Origin of the sequence: Bacillus sp. PAMC28748, from assembly GCF_014250415.1 — a bacterium.
GTDB classification, from domain to species: domain Bacteria; phylum Bacillota; class Bacilli; order Bacillales; family Bacillaceae; genus Bacillus; species Bacillus licheniformis.
In genome coordinates this window covers 1,089,384-1,108,416 of the sequence record NZ_CP060192.1, presented here as the reverse complement: position 1 = coordinate 1,108,416, position 19,033 = coordinate 1,089,384, and the positions used below count along the sequence as shown (strand labels likewise).

Annotated in this window: 16 protein-coding genes; 15 read left to right on the top strand and 1 reads right to left on the bottom strand. The window is 47.6% G+C overall.

Translation table 11 applies throughout. The features are described from left to right. Positions 1-106 precede the first annotated feature (106 nt). The 15 genes from iolA (at position 107) to H7F26_RS05555 (ending at position 16,872) form a co-directional block, all read left to right on the top strand. Positions 107-1,570 carry a methylmalonate-semialdehyde dehydrogenase gene (iolA, locus tag H7F26_RS05625; protein WP_003177824.1) on the top strand — a complete coding sequence of 488 codons (1,464 nt, stop codon included), beginning with the start codon at positions 107-109 and terminating at the stop codon, positions 1,568-1,570. Between the two features lie 74 nt (positions 1,571-1,644). Next, complete coding sequence (gene iolB / locus H7F26_RS05620; protein ID WP_009329982.1) at positions 1,645-2,460, top strand: 5-deoxy-glucuronate isomerase; 816 nt, start codon at positions 1,645-1,647, stop codon at positions 2,458-2,460. A 27-nt stretch (positions 2,461-2,487) separates the two neighbouring features. Next, a complete protein-coding gene (gene iolC, locus H7F26_RS05615) occupies positions 2,488-3,465 on the top strand; it encodes a 5-dehydro-2-deoxygluconokinase (protein ID WP_009329981.1) in 978 nt (325 codons plus the stop codon). A 31-nt stretch (positions 3,466-3,496) separates the two neighbouring features. Next, positions 3,497-5,410 carry a 3D-(3,5/4)-trihydroxycyclohexane-1,2-dione acylhydrolase (decyclizing) gene (gene iolD, locus H7F26_RS05610; protein WP_009329980.1) on the top strand — a complete coding sequence of 638 codons (1,914 nt, stop codon included), beginning with the start codon at positions 3,497-3,499 and terminating at the stop codon, positions 5,408-5,410. A 13-nt stretch (positions 5,411-5,423) separates the two neighbouring features. After that, positions 5,424-6,326, top strand: a complete 903-nt coding sequence (gene iolE / locus H7F26_RS05605; RefSeq protein ID WP_009329979.1) for a myo-inosose-2 dehydratase — start codon at positions 5,424-5,426, stop codon at positions 6,324-6,326. A gap of 12 nt (positions 6,327-6,338) precedes the next feature. After that, positions 6,339-7,643 (top strand): MFS transporter, encoded by a 1,305-nt coding sequence (locus tag H7F26_RS05600; protein ID WP_016885637.1) that lies wholly within the window; start codon positions 6,339-6,341, stop codon positions 7,641-7,643. Positions 7,644-7,667: 24 nt separating this feature from the next. After that, complete coding sequence (locus H7F26_RS05595) at positions 7,668-8,702, top strand: bifunctional inositol 2-dehydrogenase/D-chiro-inositol 1-dehydrogenase (RefSeq protein WP_009329976.1); 1,035 nt, start codon at positions 7,668-7,670, stop codon at positions 8,700-8,702. 23 nt (positions 8,703-8,725) lie between these two features. Beyond that, a complete protein-coding gene (locus H7F26_RS05590) occupies positions 8,726-9,592 on the top strand; it encodes a sugar phosphate isomerase/epimerase family protein (RefSeq protein ID WP_003177808.1) in 867 nt (288 codons plus the stop codon). A gap of 71 nt (positions 9,593-9,663) precedes the next feature. Beyond that, positions 9,664-10,500, top strand: coding sequence for a 2-keto-myo-inositol isomerase (gene iolI / locus H7F26_RS05585; protein WP_003177805.1), 837 nt, complete (start codon positions 9,664-9,666; stop codon positions 10,498-10,500). Between the two features lie 21 nt (positions 10,501-10,521). Then, the gene (gene fba, locus H7F26_RS05580; RefSeq protein ID WP_003177802.1) at positions 10,522-11,400 is read left to right on the top strand and encodes a class II fructose-1,6-bisphosphate aldolase; all 879 of its coding nucleotides are present in this window, start codon (positions 10,522-10,524) and stop codon (positions 11,398-11,400) included. Between the two features lie 210 nt (positions 11,401-11,610). Next, the gene (locus H7F26_RS05575) at positions 11,611-12,549 is read left to right on the top strand and encodes a DMT family transporter (protein WP_003177801.1); all 939 of its coding nucleotides are present in this window, start codon (positions 11,611-11,613) and stop codon (positions 12,547-12,549) included. Continuing rightward, the gene (locus H7F26_RS05570; RefSeq protein WP_011198458.1) at positions 12,506-13,783 is read left to right on the top strand and encodes an ATP-grasp domain-containing protein; all 1,278 of its coding nucleotides are present in this window, start codon (positions 12,506-12,508) and stop codon (positions 13,781-13,783) included. Before H7F26_RS05575 ends, H7F26_RS05570 begins: the two co-directional genes overlap by 44 nt. 1 nt (position 13,784) lies before the next feature. Next, a complete protein-coding gene (locus H7F26_RS05565) occupies positions 13,785-14,351 on the top strand; it encodes a prephenate dehydratase domain-containing protein (RefSeq protein WP_003177795.1) in 567 nt (188 codons plus the stop codon). Continuing rightward, positions 14,348-15,586 carry a DUF6421 family protein gene (locus H7F26_RS05560; protein WP_017474428.1) on the top strand — a complete coding sequence of 413 codons (1,239 nt, stop codon included), beginning with the start codon at positions 14,348-14,350 and terminating at the stop codon, positions 15,584-15,586. Before H7F26_RS05565 ends, H7F26_RS05560 begins: the two co-directional genes overlap by 4 nt. After that, entirely contained in the window at positions 15,583-16,872 is a 1,290-nt protein-coding gene (locus H7F26_RS05555; RefSeq protein WP_009329973.1) for a valine--pyruvate transaminase, read from the top strand. The genes H7F26_RS05560 and H7F26_RS05555 overlap by 4 nt, the downstream gene beginning before the upstream one ends. A gap of 30 nt (positions 16,873-16,902) precedes the next feature. Here the strand turns inward: H7F26_RS05555 and H7F26_RS05550 are convergent, their stop codons facing one another. Next, positions 16,903-19,029 (bottom strand): cellulose biosynthesis cyclic di-GMP-binding regulatory protein BcsB, encoded by a 2,127-nt coding sequence (locus H7F26_RS05550; RefSeq protein WP_011198455.1) that lies wholly within the window; start codon positions 19,027-19,029, stop codon positions 16,903-16,905. Positions 19,030-19,033 lie beyond the last annotated feature (4 nt).

Below are 19,033 nucleotides of genomic sequence, written 5' to 3'. Positions count from 1 at the left end.
GCGAAAATCCGTTGTGCAATGAAGAGCTGTTCGGCATTCATACATAATGGTTGAAACCTGCCCCATCTGTACCAGGAGATGTTTAATATTCAAGGAGGTTATAAGAATGGCAGAAATCAGAAAGTTAAGAAACTATATTAATGGAGAATGGGTTGAAAGCAAAACCGACAAATATGAAGATGTAGTCAATCCAGCGACGAAAGAAGTGCTGTGCCAAGTGCCGATTTCGACGCGAGAGGATATAGAATACGCAGCGCAAACAGCGGCTGAAGCGTTTAAAACATGGTCAAAAGTGGCTGTTCCGCGCCGGGCAAGAATTCTATTTAACTTTCAGCAGCTTTTAACTCAGCATAAAGAGGAGCTTGCCCACCTCATCACGATTGAAAACGGAAAAAACACGAAAGAAGCGTTGGGTGAAGTTGGACGCGGCATCGAGAATGTCGAGTTTGCAGCTGGAGCGCCTTCACTGATGATGGGAGATTCACTTGCTACAATTGCAACCGATGTTGAAGCGGCGAACTACCGGTACCCGATCGGAGTCGTCGGCGGAATTGCACCATTTAACTTCCCGATGATGGTACCATGCTGGATGTTCCCAATGGCCATTGCGTTAGGAAACACATTTATTCTGAAGCCTTCCGAACGGACGCCGCTTTTGACGGAAAAGCTAGTTGAACTGTTTGAAAAAGCCGGACTTCCAAAAGGGGTCTTCAATGTGGTATACGGCGCGCATGATGTAGTAAACGGCATTCTCGAACACCCGGAAATTAAAGCGATTTCATTCGTCGGTTCAAAACCGGTCGGAGAATATGTCTATAAAAAAGGAAGCGAAAATCTGAAACGCGTTCAATCGCTGACAGGCGCTAAAAACCACACCATCGTTCTGAACGATGCCAACCTTGAAGATACGGTAACAAATATTATCGGCGCTGCTTTCGGATCTGCCGGCGAACGCTGCATGGCATGCGCAGTAGTAACGGTTGAAGAAGGAATTGCAGATGAGTTCATGGAAAAATTGGTTCAGAAAGCATCTGAAGTCAAAATCGGAAACGGACTTGACGACGGTGTATTCCTCGGGCCTGTCATTCGCGAAGACAACAAGAAACGCACACTCGGCTATATACAAAAAGGAATTGAAGAGGGTGCGAGACTTGTCTGCGACGGACGCGAAAATGTTACAGATGAAGGCTATTTCGTCGGCCCGACAATCTTTGACAATGTCACAACTGATATGACGATCTGGAAGGACGAAATTTTTGCTCCTGTACTATCGGTCATCCGTGTGAAGAACTTGAAAGAAGCGGTTGAGATCGCCAACCAGTCCGAATTTGCAAACGGCGCATGCTTGTTCACATCGAATTCGAATGCGATCCGCTATTTCCGTGAAAACATTGATGCGGGAATGCTCGGCATCAACCTGGGTGTACCGGCTCCGATGGCATTCTTCCCGTTCTCCGGATGGAAGTCTTCGTTCTTTGGTACATTGCATGCCAACGGAAAAGACAGCGTCGATTTCTATACGCGCAAAAAGGTCGTCACTGCAAGATATCCGGCGCCTGACTTCAATTAATTGTGAAAAAACCGGGCGGTGCGGTTCCCGCGCTGTTCGGATCATGTTTCAAGTTTGAAAAGGAGGCTTTATCCATGAGTCATTTGTTGCGCAAGCCGCAGGCGAATGAGCTGTCACAAGGCGTGAAGCTTGTACACGAAGTGAAAAAATCGAATTCCGATCTAAGTTATGTCGAGTTTAAAGTCCTTGATCTTGCACCGGGATCCAGCTATGAAGAATCGCTGAGCAAACAAGAATGCTGCATCGTCGCGCTTACCGGAAAGATTACCGCAACCGATCATGAACAGACATTTGAAAATATCGGCACGAGAGAAAGCGTTTTCGAAAGAAAGCCGACCGACAGCGTATATGTGTCAAATGACCGCAAGTTCGGCATTACCGCTGTTACAGAGGCAAGAGTTGCCCTGTGCTATTCACCTTCTGAAAACCAGCTTCCGACGAAACTGATCAAAGCTGAAGACAACGGTATTGAGAACCGGGGAAAATTCAGCAATAAACGAACCGTCCATAACATACTTCCGGATTCAGATCCTTCAGCGAACAGTCTTTTAGTCGTCGAAGTCTACACTGAAAGCGGAAACTGGTCCAGCTATCCGCCGCACAAGCATGACCAAGACAACCTGCCTGAAGAGTCCTTTTTAGAAGAAACATACTACCATGAACTTGATCCGCAGCAAGGCTTCGTATTTCAGCGCGTATACACGGATGACGGTTCCATCGACGAGACGATGACTGTTGAAAATGGAAACGTTGTCATCGTGCCGGCCGGATACCATCCTGTCGGGGTGCCTGACGGATACACATCCTATTATTTAAACGTGATGGCAGGGCCGACGCGTAAATGGAAGTTTCATAACGACCCTGACCATGAATGGATTTTGGAACGCTAACAATAAGGCAAGGAGAGGCTGTTGAAGATGAAGTATACGTTTAATGAAGAGAAAGAATTTGACATTGTAGCGATCGGCCGCGCATGCATCGATTTAAACGCAGTCGAATACAACAGGCCGATGGAGCAGACGATGACATTTTCAAAATATGTCGGCGGCTCCCCGGCTAATATTGCAATCGGCAGTTCCAAATTAGGCTTGAAGACCGGATTTATCGGGAAGATTCCGGATGACCAGCACGGCAGATTCATCGAAACCTATATGAGAAATACAGGTGTCGATACGTCACAAATGGCGGTTGATAAAGACGGACATAAAGCTGGGCTTGCTTTCACAGAAATTTTAAGCCCTGAAGAATGCAGCATTTTAATGTACAGGGATGATGTTGCAGATCTTTACCTTGCCCCTTCTGAAGTGAACGAAGACTATATTGCCAAATCGAAGATGCTTCTTGTGTCAGGTACGGCGCTGGCTAAAAGCCCTTCCCGCGAAGCGGTGCTGAAAGCCGTACAGCTGGCGAAAAAGCATCAAGTGAAAGTGGTCTTTGAGCTTGACTATCGTCCATATACGTGGACATCTGCGGAGGAAACGGCCGTCTATTATACGCTTGTTGCCGAACAATCAGACATTGTCATCGGGACGCGTGATGAGTTTGATGTAATGGAAAATAAGAGCGGCGGCAGCAATGAAGAATCTGTTCAGCATTTATTTGCACATTCCGCAGATCTTGTCGTTATCAAGCACGGTGTCGAAGGTTCATATGCATACAGCAAATCCGGGGACGTCTTCCGGGCGAAAGCGTACAAAACGAAGGTCTTGAAAACGTTTGGAGCGGGCGATTCATACGCCTCCGCCTTCCTCTACGGACTCGTTTCAGGCAAAGATATTGAAACCGCGCTGAAATACGGAAGCGCTTCCGCCTCGATTGTTGTTTCAAAGCACAGCTCATCTGAAGCGATGCCGACAGTCGCCGAGATTGAAGAGCTTATTGCGGCTCAGTCTTAAATGAAGAATATGAATAAAGGTGGGATCGTTTGTGGGCAAGAAAATACGTTTAACCACAGCACAAGCGTTAATTAAGTTCTTAAATCAGCAGTACATCCATGTAGATGGAGAAGAAACTCCGTTTGTCGAGGGAATCTTTACGATTTTTGGCCATGGGAACGTCGTTGGAATCGGCCAGGCGCTTGAACAGGATGCCGGCCACTTAAAGGTGTTTCAAGGCAAAAATGAGCAGGGAATGGCGCATGCAGCAATGGCTTACAGCAAGCAAATGCTGAGAAGGAAGATCTATGCCGTGTCGACATCAGTCGGACCGGGAGCAGCTAACCTTGTGGCAGCCGCAGGTACTGCGCTTGCGAACAACATTCCAGTCCTCTTGATTCCAGCCGATACATTTGCCACGAGACAGCCTGATCCTGTTCTTCAGCAAGTAGAGCAGGAATACAGTGCGGCGATTACGACGAACGATGCATTGAAGCCTGTTTCGAGGTATTGGGACCGTATTACGCGCCCTGAACAGTTGATGAGCAGTCTGATTCGCGCTTTTGAAGTAATGACAGACCCTGCAAAAGCTGGTCCTGCAACGATTTGCATTTCTCAAGATGTTGAAGGCGAGGCCTATGATTTCGATGAAAGCTTTTTTGAAAAACGCGTTCACTATATTGATCGCAAAGAGCCGAGCGAGCGTGAACTGAAGGGAGCGGCAGAACTGATCAAGTCGAGCAAAAAACCGCTCATCTTGGTCGGCGGCGGAGCGAAATATTCCGGCGCGCGCGACGAATTGATCGCCATGTCTGAAGCTTACAATATTCCGCTGGTAGAAACCCAGGCCGGTAAATCCACAGTAGAAGCCGATTTTGCCAACAATTTGGGCGGAATGGGAATCACCGGTACGCTGGCGGCAAACAAAGCGGCTCGCGGGGCAGACCTGATCATCGGAATTGGCACGCGCTATACCGATTTTGCGACATCATCAAAAACCGCTTTTGACTTTGACAACGCAAAATTTTTAAACATTAATGTCAGCAGAATGCAGGCTTATAAACTGGATGCTTTCCAAGTCGTTGCCGATGCAAAAGTAACGCTCGGCAAACTGCACGGCTTATTGGAAGGCTATAAGAGCGAGTTCGGTTCAACCATCAAGGAGCTGAAAGACGAATGGCTTGCTGAACGCGACCGCTTAAGCAAGGTAACATTTAAGCGCGAAAACTTCACTCCTGAAATTAAAGATCACTTTTCTCAAGACATACTCAACGAATATGCGGATGTGCTGCAAACCGAACTGCCGCAAACAACGGCATTGCTCGCCATCAATGAAACAGTTGATCCGGACAGCGTCGTCATTTGTTCAGCAGGCTCTTTGCCGGGAGATCTGCAGCGGCTGTGGCATTCAAACGTACCGAATACGTACCACCTGGAATACGGCTATTCCTGCATGGGATATGAAGTATCGGGAACGCTCGGCTTGAAATTGGCGCATCCTGATAGAGAAGTTTATTCACTGGTCGGAGACGGAAGCTTCCTGATGCTCCACTCAGAGCTCATTACAGCAATCCAATATAATAAAAAAATTAACGTGCTGCTCTTTGACAACTCAGGATTCGGCTGCATCAACAATCTGCAAATGGACCACGGAAGCGGCAGCTACTACTGTGAATTCAGAACAGCAGACAATCAGATTCTCAATGTCGATTATGCGAAAGTGGCCGAAGGCTATGGAGCGAAAACCTACAAAGCGAACACGATTGAAGAATTAAAAGCGGCGCTGGAAGATGCCAAAAAACAAGATGTCTCAACATTGATTGAAATGAAGGTGCTGCCGAAAACGATGACGGACGGCTATGACAGCTGGTGGCACGTAGGTGTTGCAGAGGTTTCCGAACAGGAAAGCGTGCAAAAGGCGTATAAAGCAAAAGAAAAAATGCTGGAATCTGCAAAGCAGTATTAAAGGAGGCACCAGGATGGGCAAGACACAAATTCTATGGGGCATCGCCCCCATAGGATGGCGGAACGATGATATTCCGGGAATCGGCGCGGGAAACACACTTCAGCATTTGTTGAGCGACATTGTTGTTGCGGGCTTTCAAGGCACGGAAGTGGGCGGCTTTTTTCCGGAACCGGCCATTCTCAATAAAGAGCTCGAGCTGAGGAATCTAAGGATTGCCGGCAAGTGGTTCAGCAGCTATATCATTCGGGACGGCATTGAAGAAGCAGCCAAGGAATTTGCGGCTCACTGCCAGTACTTAAAAGACGTCCATGCCGATGTTGCGGTCGTATCAGAACAGACGTACAGTGTGCAGGGCTTGGATAAAAACGTGTTTAAAGAAAAGCCTTATTTCACCGATGAAGAATGGCAGCGGCTATTTGAAGGTTTAAATCACCTCGGGGAAATCGCCGGCCGTTACGGACTGAAGCTTGTCTACCATCACCACCTCGGCACAGGCGTGCAGACAGAGGAAGAGGTGGACCGGCTCATGGCGGGAACTGACCCGGCACTTGTGCACCTTCTGTACGATACGGGGCATGCCTACATTTCAGATGGAAATTATATGAACATTTTAGAGAAGCATATTGACCGTATTAGGCACGTTCATTTTAAAGACGCGCGCCTTAAGATCATGGAGAAATGCAAGCGGGAAGGAAATTCGTTCCAACAGGCGTTTCTGCAAGGGATGTTCACAGTTCCAGGCGACGGCTGCATCGACTTTAGAGAAGTATATCAAACGCTTTTAAAGCACGGCTATTCCGGCTGGATCGTAGTGGAAGCCGAGCAGGATCCCGATGTTGCCAACCCGCTTGAATACGCATTGATCGCCAGAAAGTACATCGATCGTCACTTGTTGAATGTCCCAGCAACCAATTAAGGGGGCTCTAAATTGAGCAATGGAAGTACAGCAGTCTCACCATTCAATAAACGAACCGTCGCAGCAGCTTTGGCAAATTACATTGATGCAGGCTCCATTGTCGCAGGATCGGCAGGATTATCTTTATGGGTCAGTTACCTGAAGCTTTCTGATACACAGATCGGACTGCTCGGCGCATTTAGCGCCAACGCCATTTCGGCAGCAATCGGAGCGCTGCTCGGAGGCTTTTTGGCCGACAAAATTGGCCGAAAGGCTGTCTATACGAACAGTATGCTGGTTTATGCACTGGGCATTTGTTTAGTTTTATTCGGCACCAGCTTCCCCTTTTTGTTAAGCGGTTACATTATTATCGGTTTATCGGTAGGAGCTGATATTACGGCTTCCTGGACGATCATCGCAGAGAACGCACCTAAGAAAAACAGGGCGCGTCATTGCGGGGTTGCACAGGTCGCATGGGCTGCGGGAGCGGTTGTGGTTCTGCTGCTGTCGGTCCTGCTCGGTGATTTAGGCTTATTGGGCAATAAAATCGTGTTTGGGCATTTGCTCGTTATCGCACTGATTACTTATGTTCTGCGGAAAAGGCTGCCGGAATCCGATGCCTGGCAGGATCAATCCGAAATGGCTCAAGCCGTCAGGAAGCCGAAGACGCCTTATCTCGATTTGCTTCAGCCTAAGTATTTGAAAAGCATTTTATTCTTAATGGGCGTGTACTTGGTTTGGAATCTGGCTGCAGGTGTCATGGGGTTTTTTATGCCTTACATTTATCAGCAGGTCGGCGATGTATCAGCGACCATGGCAAATATTTTGCAGATGGGGCTGTTTATTTTCACCGGGCTTGGCGTCGCTTTTATCTTCATGCCGTTTGCAGACAAATACAGGAAGACAGTGTTTGGGATCTCCGCATTTGCGGCGGTGATCGGCTGGTCATTGTTTCTGCTTCCGGCAGAGGGCATGCCGATTCTCATCCTCTTTATCGTGATGATCGGCATAAACAACGGGGCGGGGCAACAGGCCAACTATCAATTATGGGCGAGTGAAATTTTCCCGACGGAATATCGCGCATCTGCACAAGGATTGATGTTCTTCCTTGTTCGTATCTCAATCGGGGCTTGGAGCCTTTTCGTTCCAATGATCATCTCGAATTTTGGAATTGCATTTATGGCGGCCATTCTCCTTGGATGTGTAACGGCCAGCATGCTCATCGGGCTCTTTTTTGCACCGAATACATCCGGTAAGTCGCTTGAACAAATTCAGGAAGAGCTGTATGGGACTCCTCCGGCTCAAGCTGGGCAAGTGCAAACAAGAAAAATTATGTAACTACATTTGAAGGAGTGGCTATCAATGAAACTACGCATTGGTGTTATTGGTACAGGAGCAATCGGAAAAGAACACATCAACCGCATCACAAATAAATTAGCCGGCGGCGAAATTGTCGCGGTTACCGATGTGAACCAGGAGGCAGCTCAGCAAGTTGTAACGGACTACAGCCTGAACGCCAAGGTCTATCCGGATGACGACAGTCTAATCGCAGCCGAAAATGTAGACGCAGTCTTAGTAACAAGCTGGGGACCGGCACATGAATCAAGCGTTTTGAAAGCGATTAAAGCAAACAAATTCGTATTTTGCGAAAAGCCTCTGGCGACGACTGCGGAAGGATGCATGCGGATCGTCAATGAAGAAGTCAAAGCGGGCAAACGTCTCGTTCAAGTCGGCTTTATGCGCCGCTATGACAGCGGTTACGTACAGCTGAAAGAAGCGATCGACAATCGGGTTATCGGCGAGCCCCTCATGATCCACTGTGCGCACCGCAACCCGGTTGTAGGCGACAACTATACAACAGATATGGCTGTCGTCGATACGCTTGTCCATGAAATAGACGCCCTGCACTGGCTGATTAATGATGACTACGAATCCGTTCAGGTCATTTATCCGAAAAAATCGAAAAACGCGCTTCCTCATTTGCGTGATCCGCAAATCGTCATCATCGAAACAAAAGGCGGAGTCGTGATCAATGCGGAAATCTATGTCAACTGCAAATACGGCTACGATATCCAGTGTGAAATCGTCGGCGAGGACGGAATCGTGAAGCTTCCTGAACCACCAAGCATCTCTCTCAGAAAAGACGGCAAATTCTCGACGGATATCCTCATGGATTGGCAGCGCCGCTTTGTAGACGCTTACGATGTAGAAATTCAAGATTTCATTGACTCGATCCAACAGAAAGGCGAGGTCAGCGGGCCGACTGCGTGGGACGGCTATATCGCCGCCGTGACGACGGACGCCTGTGTGAAAGCTCAGGAATCCGGACAGAAAGAACCTGTGGCGCTTCAGGAGAAGCCGGAATTCTATCAAACGTTCACAACTGTTAAAAAATAAAAACATTCCGAGGAGTGAAAAGTATGAAATTAGCATTGGATCCATCGATGTATCGTGATGATTTGACTTTGGAAGAAACGGTCTATAAAACGGCGGAGCTTGGCTACGAATATATCGAACTATCGCCGCGCGAAGATTTTTGTCCATTCTATAAATATCCGAAAGTCGATTCAGCTAAAATCAAACAATTAAAGCGGCTTTTAAGAGATACCGGTGTTAAGCTTTCATCGCTCCTTCCGCTTTACCACTGGGCAGGTCCTGATGAAGATCGCCGTCAGGCCGCCGTGCGCAATTGGAAAAGGGCAATCGAAATTGCGGTCGAGCTTGAAGTCGATTTGATGAACAGCGAATTCAGCGGTTCAAAATACGATCCTTTAACAAGTGAAGAAAAATTTATCAAATCCATGGATGAGCTTCTGCCAATCTTTGAAAAAGAAGGCATTAAACTCAATCTTCAAGCCCATCCATACGATTTTATCGAAACGCACAAAGGCGCGTTGGATATGATCCGCGCGCTTGACAAGGATTGGATTAATCTTGTCTACTCGACTGCGCATACATTCTTTTATGATGACGGCAAAGGCGACATCGAGACAATGTTTGACGAAGCCGGCGACCGCCTCACACATGTTTTATTCGCAGATACGTATAATCATAAAGCGGCTCATGGCCTTCGCTACATCGTCAATCCGCCTGACGCAAAAGTAACGGTTCACCAGCATTTGGACATTGGTCAAGGCGAGGTCGATTTTGATACGATCTTCAGAAAGCTGAGAGAGATGAAGTTCGACGGAATTGCGACGAACGCCGTTTTTGCTTGGGTCGATGAAAGAGCGGATGAATCAAGCAGATTCATGCTTGAAAAATTGAAACAAGAATTATTAGGCTAAGCCCCCCCCCCCTGAGTTCGGCGCCCTGCCGAACTTCTCTTCACAAGGATATGAGAGAAGGAGAATCGAATATGAAGCTATGCTTTAATGAAGCAACGACGTTGGAAAATTCAAACCTTGCAAAAGACCTCGAATACTGTGAGAAGCACGGATACGATTATATCGAAATCCGGACGATGGATAAGCTGCCTGAGTACTTAAAAGACCATGCTCTCTCAGAGTTAGCCGAGTATTTTCAAACTCATCATATTAAGCCGCTGGCCTTGAATGCCCTTGTCTTTTTCAACAACCGCGATGAAAAAGGGCACCGTGAAATCATCGAAGAATTTAAAGGCATGATGGAAACGTGCAAAATGCTTGGTGTGAAATACGTGGTCGCGGTACCGCTTGTCACCGAACAAAAAATCTTAAAAGAAGATATTAAAGCAAGCTCCGTCGAAGTGCTGACAGAGCTGTCAGACATCGCTGAGCCGTACGGCGTAAAGATCGCTGTCGAGTTTGTCGGTCACCCGGAGTGTACGGTCAATACGTTCAGCCAGGCCTATGACATCGTCATGACCGTGAACCGCGATAATGTCGGCCTTGTTTTTGACAGCTTCCATTTCCATGCAATGGGCTCAAGTCTTGAGGATTTAAAAAAGGCGGACGGCAAGAAAATCTTCATTTATCATATCGATGACACGGAAGACTTTCCAATCGGATTTTTAAGAGATGAAGACCGTGTTTGGCCGGGACAGGGAGCCATCGACTTGGATGCCCACTTATCAACTTTGAAAGACATCGGTTTTTCGGATGTCGTATCAGTTGAATTGTTCAGACCTGAATACTATAAGCTGAGCGCGGAAGAAACGATTCGAACGGCCAAAGAAACAACAGTTGAAGTTGTTTCAAAATACTTCAAGATTTAATACGGGATAGGAGGGGTGAACGTGGCTTTCGTTTCCATGAAAGAACTTCTTCAAGAAGCAAAGGAACATCATTATGCAATCGGTCAATTTAATATTAATGGCCTTCAATGGACAAAAGCGATTCTAGAGGCAGCGGAAGAAGAACGGTCACCTGTCATCGCAGCCGCTTCAGATCGGCTCATCGATTATTTGGGCGGATTTAAAACGGTTTCCGCAATGGTTGCGGCTTTGATTGAGGAAATGTCGATCTCCGTTCCCGTCGTGCTTCACCTTGACCATGGCAAAAGTCCGGAGCGCTGCAAGCAAGCGATAGACGCGGGTTTTAGCTCAGTCATGATCGACGGCTCGCATTCACCAATCGATGAAAATATCGCCATGACAAAAGAGGTCGTGTCATATGCCGGGGTCCGCAATGTTTCGGTTGAAGCAGAGGTTGGCACCGTAGGGGGCATGGAAGACGGGCTTATCGGCGGAGTGCAGTATGCCGACATCGGTGAATGCGAGCGGATTGTCAAAGAAACCGGTATCGATGCTTTGGCAGCCGCGCTCGGCTCCGTTCATGGAAAATATCAAGGCGAGCCTAATTTGGGATTTAAGGAAATGGAAGAAATCTCACGGGTAACGGACATTCCGCTCGTTCTCCATGGAGCTTCGGGCATCCCGGCTGATCAAATCGCAAGAACGATCCGTCTGGGCCATGCGAAAATCAACATTAATACCGAATGCATGGTGGCCTGGACTGAGAAAACGCGCAGCATATTTAAAGACAATCCCGATTTATATGAACCCCGCGCCTATATGACGCCAGGGATCAGCGCAGTCAAAGAAACGGTTAAACATAAGATGAGAGAATTCGGGTCATCCGGAAAAGCGGTATGCACCCAAAAGATAGAAATATAAGCTAAACCAATATCGCCTCCACTCACTTAATCGAAGTGAGTGTTTTTTTGTTCGCAGTATTTGTAAAGATATTCTAAAGGTTCAAAAGTATGATTGACTGTAATTGATATAATAGTTATAATTTCCCTCATAATCCATTTTGATCAGAAAAGATTTTATTTTCTGAAAATAAATGACAGCAAGACAATAACTAAATCAGGTGAATGCTATATGCTGACAAACGTTTTAAAGTATCGGGTTCATATTTTATTTATCGTGTTATGTTTGATCGGCGGGACGACATGGGCTTTTCAAAAAGCCGGGCTGAGTGACAGCCTTCCATTTTGGTCCGCCGGCATGCGGTTCATGATCGCAAGCATTTTGATCGCGGCGTTTCTGTTGGCACGGAGGCAGTTTGTTCTGTCAAAGGAACTGCTAGTGCTGTCGTTTTTGAACGGCATCATGTATTTTTCCGTTCCATTCGGATCTGTTTATTGGGCCTCTCTTTATTTGCCGAGCGGGTTGGTGTCTATATTAGCGGCAAGCATTTCAGTCTTTGCCCTGATGATCAACCGCCTCGTCAAAGGGACACCGGCGACGAAACTGCAGAAATGGGGGATATGCCTGGCTTTGCTCGGCATTACAATCGTGTTTGGCAACCAACTGCTGATCAAAGTCGATGTTATTGAAATTGTCGCAATGATTGTGATTTTGTGTGCGATGTTTGGCTCGGCTTTTATTCAAATCAAAGTACAGCAGAGAATTCGTTCGCTTCCGATCTTAAGCTTTAACTCCCTTTCAATGCTGAGCGGCGGAGCGGTATTGCTCATCAGCAGCCTCATCTTTGAAAGCGGGACAAGAACGTTTTCCGGTGTGAGTCTTTATGCGCTGCTTTATTTAGCGGTTGTCGGCTCGATTTTGGGTTTTTGGATCAACATTTATCTGCTTAAAAAATGGCACATCTCAAAAGCGACTTCCCACTTGTTCATCTCCCCTGTCATTGCGCTCTATATCGGATTTCTGTTTCTGGATGAAAAACTGAATGCGAATATTTATTTAGGAACGCTGTTTGTCATATTCGGTGTGATGTTCATCAACTTAAAAAAAGAAGAGAGGATCGCGAAAATTGACGAAACGAAACAAAAACTTGGCCATCATTTGTCAAAATAAGCACCTGCCATTTATTTTTGAAGAAGCTGAGCGTTTAGGATTGAAGGTCACGTTCTTTTACAATTCGGCCGAAGATTTCCCGGGCAATCTTCCGGCTGTGGAACGCTGTGTGCCGCTGCCGTTGTTTGAAGATGAAGAAGCGGCGATGGATGTCGTCAGGCAGACATTTGTCGAATTTCCGTTTGACGGCGTGATGACACTGTTTGAACCGGCTTTGCCTTTCACGGCAAAAGCTGCTGAAGCTTTGAATCTGCCGGGGCTTCCTTTCACAACAATGGAAAACTGCCGCAATAAAAATAAAACCCGCAGCATACTTCAGCAAAACGGATTGAATACGCCGGTTTTTCACGAGTTCCATACGCTCGCTGACCTGGAAAACAGGAAACTGTCGTATCCATTAGTCGTCAAGCCGGTCAACGGCTTCTCAAGCCAGGGCGTCGTCCGTGTTGATGATCGGAAGGAGCTTGAGGAGGCCGTCCGGAAAGTCGAGGCCGTCAACCAAAGGGACCTCAATCGATTCGTGCACGGCAAAACGGGCATCGTAGCTGAGCAATTTATCGATGGGCCGGAATTCGCGATTGAAACGCTGTCGATTCAAGGAAACGTACATGTTCTTTCGATTGGATACAAAGGGAACAGCAAAGGGCCGTTTTTTGAAGAAGGGGTCTATATTGCTCCGGCTCAATTGAAAGAAGAGACGCGCCTTGCGATCGTCAAGGAAGTGACGGGCGCCGTTTCAGCGCTGGGCATTCACCAGGGGCCGGCTCATACAGAGCTGAGGCTGGACAAGGATGGAACACCTTATGTTATCGAGGTGGGCGCCAGAATCGGCGGTTCAGGGGTTTCCCATTACATCGTCAAAGAGAGCACAGGCATCAACTTTATGCAGCTTGTCTTGCAAAATGCATTAAAGCCGCTGGAGAGCAGCGAGTTTGAAGGCGAGATCAGGCCTGTAAGGACAGCCGGCAATTATATCATTCCTGTACAGGGCTCCGGCACTTTTGAAAAAATCGACGGACTGGAAGAAGTCAAACAGAGGCAGGAGGTTAAGCGGGTGTTTCAATTTATGAGAAGAGGCGCAAAGATCCTCCCGTACCCGCACTTTTCCGGTTATCCGGGGTTTATATTAACAAGCCATCATTCTTATGAAGAATGTGAAGCTTTCTACCGGGAGCTGGATGATGAGCTTCATATCATTTATCAAAATAATTTGACGGGTACAATAGGAGGTTAAGATGATCTCGACTAAAGTGCACAAAGAGCAAGCCGTGATGATTGTCCATACGCTCGGTCCCAAAGGCACGAACTGTGAAAAAGCCGGCCTGCTATGGCTCAAAAATAAAGGGGTCCGCGGGGAAGTCAGGCTTTATGAAACGTTGGAAGAAGCGCTGCTCCATGTTAAATCGACAGAAAATTCAGTCCTCTTAGGCTGCGCCGTTTACCCGTTTTTGCATCAAATCGTATTTGAGAATCTAGCGGACTTAAAGATTATAGACAGTTTTGTGATGCCTACATACAACATGGTGTTTGCCGCAAAACAGCACACGATGGCATCGGATATTCAAATCGTCGCTTCACACCCTGCTCCGGCTCATCTGGCAAAGCTGTTCAGCAGTCAAGTCCAATTTGTCACCAGCAATGCTCAAGCGGCCCTGGCCTGCGCTTCAAACGCGGCTGACGGCTGCATCACGACGATTAAAGCAGCCGATGAACACCGTTTGAAAGTCATTAAAGATTTTGGGGAAGTACCGATGTGCTTTACAATCCACGGGCTTAAATCAATCGAAGGAGGAAGCCGATGACGACTTTGACAGGGGACATTGTAAACATGGTCAACGGGCAGATTGTACCGAACATACATGAATTGCAGACGTACCAAAATGATAAAGGACAGATTACAGAGCATCACGAAAGGGCGGAACAGCTTCTGCTGCAATTGATTGAAGACGCAGGAGCCATTTATGAAGCGGTTCACTTAACGGCTGCAAAAGAGGCGTTTAAAGAGGACGTTTTGGATTGGATCAGCCGCGGATTAGGGGAGACGCCGTATTTTGACCGGTTATTGACGGCTTACCGGGCTCCGCATGATCAGGAGACGACCTTTTTTGCGGTGCCGATCGTGACGCCGAATGGGCCTCATGCGAAAGGCTGCTATTTTGAAGCCTTTTTAGCCGTTCGTGAAGAACCTGCCATGATGAGGCCGATAGAAGAGGATCTGCCTCATCCTGAAAACGGCTGCCAATCCCTTAAGCTGCTCGCCGGAACAAAGGGGTTCACGGAAGAAAAATGCATCGTATTCTTCCCTGAAAATGTGAAAACAAAAGAGAAAATCACATCACAGACATTCGCGATTTTCTACTTTAATAAGTTTTATCACATTTACCATGAGGACACGCTCAAAAGAGCGAGGGCCATTTTTGAACATGCGCCTTTCAAGTCGGCTCAGCTTTCCCCCGACCGCACATATGAAGCAAGGGTGTTGTGGGGCTACCTTCACGACTATTTTCATCATTGCGGAAAAAAACCTTTTCATCTCCATATTCAGGCGAAAATGAATTTTTTCGCAGGCATTTTAGAAGAAGTCAAGGTCGATTGCCAAGCAATCCTGACCTTGTGGGAGCGGCAATATGACGGCTGGGAGGAAATTATCGAATTTGTTTTGTATGAGCGGCTGCTGCGCTATCCGAGCCAGCATAATGCAACGCGGAATTTTGATTCCGGGACAGGCTATTTTCTGTTCAGCTGGATGATTGAAAACGGCCGTTCCATTCAAAAAGGAGAAGAGAAGCGCGTGTCGCTTGACCTTCCACGCTGCATGGACGATTTAAGAAAGCTTGTGGCCGAAATTGAACAGCTGGAAGAAATCGAGGATGACACGGCATACAAAGAGGCCGCGGAGCGCTATGTCAGACAATACCTGCCTCCGGGACGGGAAGGCGAGCGATTCAGCGTCCCGGAACAGTATTTCATTGACGAGATCAATAAGAAAATCGAAACCGCCCGTCTTCGATTTGAACGGGAGAGACTGGAAGCGTGAAGCCGCCATTAAGCAAAATCGGAGAGAAAATGATTGAGAAAACAGGGGTCAGGGCTGTGATGAGCGATATTCAGGAAGTCCTGGCCGGCGGTGAACGGTCATACATTAATTTAAGTGCGGGCAATCCGATGATTTTGCCCGGCGTGTCAGCCATGTGGAAGTCGGCTCTTGCCGATCTCCTTGACGATGACAGGTTTTCTTCGGTGATCGGCCAATACGGATCGAGCTATGGAACCGATGAACTGATTGCAAGTGTTGTCCGCTTCTTTTCAGAGCGGTATAGCGCCGGCATTCGAAAAGAGAACGTGTTGATTACAGCCGGAAGCCAGCAGCTGTTTTTTCTGGCGATCAATTCGTTTTGCGGAATGGGAAGCGGATCTGTGATGAAAAAAGCCTTGATCCCGATGCTGCCTGACTATTCGGGATACAGCGGGGCGGCACTGGAGCGGGAGATGATTGAGGGGATCCCTCCGCTCATATCGAAATTGGATGATCATACGTTTCGATATGAGCTCGACCGTAAGGGGTTTTTAGAGAGGATGCGGACCGATCCGTGCATCGGTGCTGTCTTGCTATCGCGCCCGAACAATCCTTGCGGAAACATCTTGCCTAAAGAAGATGTAGCATTCATTTCAGACGCATGCCGAGAAGCGAATGTTCCGCTGTTCATTGATTCCGCATATGCTCCGCCTTTTCCGGCGATTCACTTTATCGACATGGAACCGATTTTCAACGAGCAGATCATTCACTGTATGAGCCTTTCAAAAGCCGGCCTGCCTGGCGAAAGGATCGGAATCGCCATCGGGCCGTCCCGGTATATTCAGGCAATGGAAGCTTTTCAGTCGAATGCGGCGATCCATTCTTCAAGGCTGGGGCAGTATATGGCTGCATCAGTATTGAATGACGGGCGCCTCGCCGACGTGTCGCTGAATGAAGTCAGGCCATATTACCGCAATAAATTCATGCTGCTCAAGGAAACGCTTTTATGCAAGATGCCTGAAGACATCAAATGGTATCTGCATCAAGGGGAAGGATCGCTTTTCGGATGGCTGTGGTTTGAAGACCTGCCGGTGACCGATGCAGCGCTGTATGAGTATATGAAAGCGGATGGAGTCATTATCGTTCCCGGATCATCTTTCTTTCACCGTCAATCCCGGCGCCTGGCGCATTCACACCAGTGTATACGAATCAGCCTAACCGCGGCGGATGAAGATATTATAAGGGGAATCGATGTTTTAGCTAAAATTGCGAAGGGTGTATATGAGAAACAGGTTGAATACTTATAAAAAAACAGGGGCTAAAAGCAAGCCCCTGTTTTATTCGTCAATCCCTCCGCCGGCATTGGCCTTTCTTTTTCTGCGCCTTGCCGTTGTCAAGATCAAAATAACCGCTGCCGCTATGATTACGATCAGGATGGCAATGTACAGCACATGCTGCTGATTGCTTTCCTGTTTATCATCCGTCTTGGTTTCGGCGGATTTTGCTGTCAGCTGTTGATGGTTTGTAAATAGCTGATGGCTGTCCGTTTCATTCACAACGGTTGCTGCGAAATCATTGCTGTTCAAAAAGTTGATCATTTCTTTTGTGACTGCTGTGCCTTGCCCTTTAAACGGCGCGAAAACAGCCATCGAGTAATTTGAATCCCACAGCGACGTTTGAGTAAACGCGACTTGTTTTGTCGTTTCATTCAGCATTTGAAAAGATGACACATCAAATGTTCCGTTTTTCGCCGTCGGAACAGCCAATTCGGCTGTTTTTTCCTTCAGCAGAGAGAATTGATCGACGCTTCCGATGAAGATTACGTTTCTTCCTTTCACGTCATCCGGTTTGACTTCCGAGGATGTTTTTACTGTGAATGCCTGCCGGGCTTCGCTGCCGAAGGAGCCGACTACAAGCGAAAGCTCATCAATCTTCGACTGATCCGCATTGTCGGGCAGGATCATCAGCGTTTTATTGTTATGATCACCCGCGTAGGGAAGCGGCCACGCTTGAAAATCTGCTGAAGCTGACGTGTCGCTGACATGGTAAGACAATGCACTTTGTTTATCGATAAAAATCCATTTGTCCTCGTTCACCGCGTAGCAAGGGTTGTTCTCTTTCAAGCCTGAAGCGGCAAATTGAATATCAATGTAACGGCTTTTTTGCAAAAGTTTCGGATCGACTTTTAAAGAAACATGGTAAAAGCCGTTTTTGTCTTCTTTTCCTATATCGTCAAGTCCGACGGAATGAGGCTGGCCATTGATCATGACCTTCAGCTCCGCCTGTTCCGCAGCTAAGTCGCTTTGGCCGGCCTGCTTTTGAATCGTTTTCGATTTTTTCATCGCAAGCGAAAGCTTTGCAGGCTGATTCTTGTCTAATAGAGCTGGCGCGGGATAATAAAAATGCTCGGAAGATGTCTGTCCCGAACCGATTGTCAAATCCCCCGCCCCGAAATCCTCAAGTGTCAGCTTGCTGCCGCCCCGTTTGCTATGCTGCTGAAGTTTGCCGATTGCCAGCGTGTCGCCGCTGAGCTGGGCGGCATACGTTTTGTCGGTGATGACGCTGATTTTTTCAGAAAGCACATCATCAGATGCTGCGGCCGCAAACAATACAGGCTGCTGCTTATCCTTTGCTTTGAGCATCCGTTTCGCAAGCAAAAGCTTGTCTTCTTTTGCTTCGAGTTTCGCTTGTTTCAACAGCTTTTTCACTTTGCCGCTCCAGTGATGGTGAACGCCGATCACAATCGTCGGCCTGTCGATCTTCGCCAGGTCAGATTCACCCAAGATCTTCGTGCTGATGCTGTTGTCAACCGTTTTGAGGTATGCTTCTGTTTTAACTGCCGCTTCGATTTCAGCCGAACTTGGATGGTCCGGAATGACGATTGCCGTTTTTTCCACGGAGCTGCCGGACTGGGCGAACGGATAAGGATAATGTTCGAGCGCCGCTCCTTTAGATTCGTTCTTTTCCCCGATATTCAGACGACTGTCCGGATAAATTTTGATCCAGTTCCCGGAGGAGTCCTGTCTGACGCAGACGCCTTCATGAACCACTCCGTAGAACTTCAGTGATAAGCTGTGAAACCCTGGAGACGACTGGCTTTTGTTCAGCGAGAGCTTCAGCGTTTTCTTCCCGTTATTCCCTTCAAGCTTAACCGTTTTGACCGGTTCGCCATCAATCTCGGCTGTTAAAGAAGACGGTGAGATTAAAAGGTCTGAGGCCTCGTATTTAAGTGTAAGCTGCTGATGGGTAGAGGAGGCGCCCGCCGGTATTTGATACGTCAGCTCGGCGCTGTCTTTTGCCCCGTACAAGGTCAAGAGATCGTTTGTGAGCACTTGCTGCTTGGCTTGTTCCCGGCTGTTTTCCCCCAGGATCGAGCCGTCTACTGTAACGTCTTTGGCTGCAGCCGCTTGTCCCGTCGCCGTGATCAGCAAGAAGCTTGCCAGACATATGATGATATATTTCAAAAAA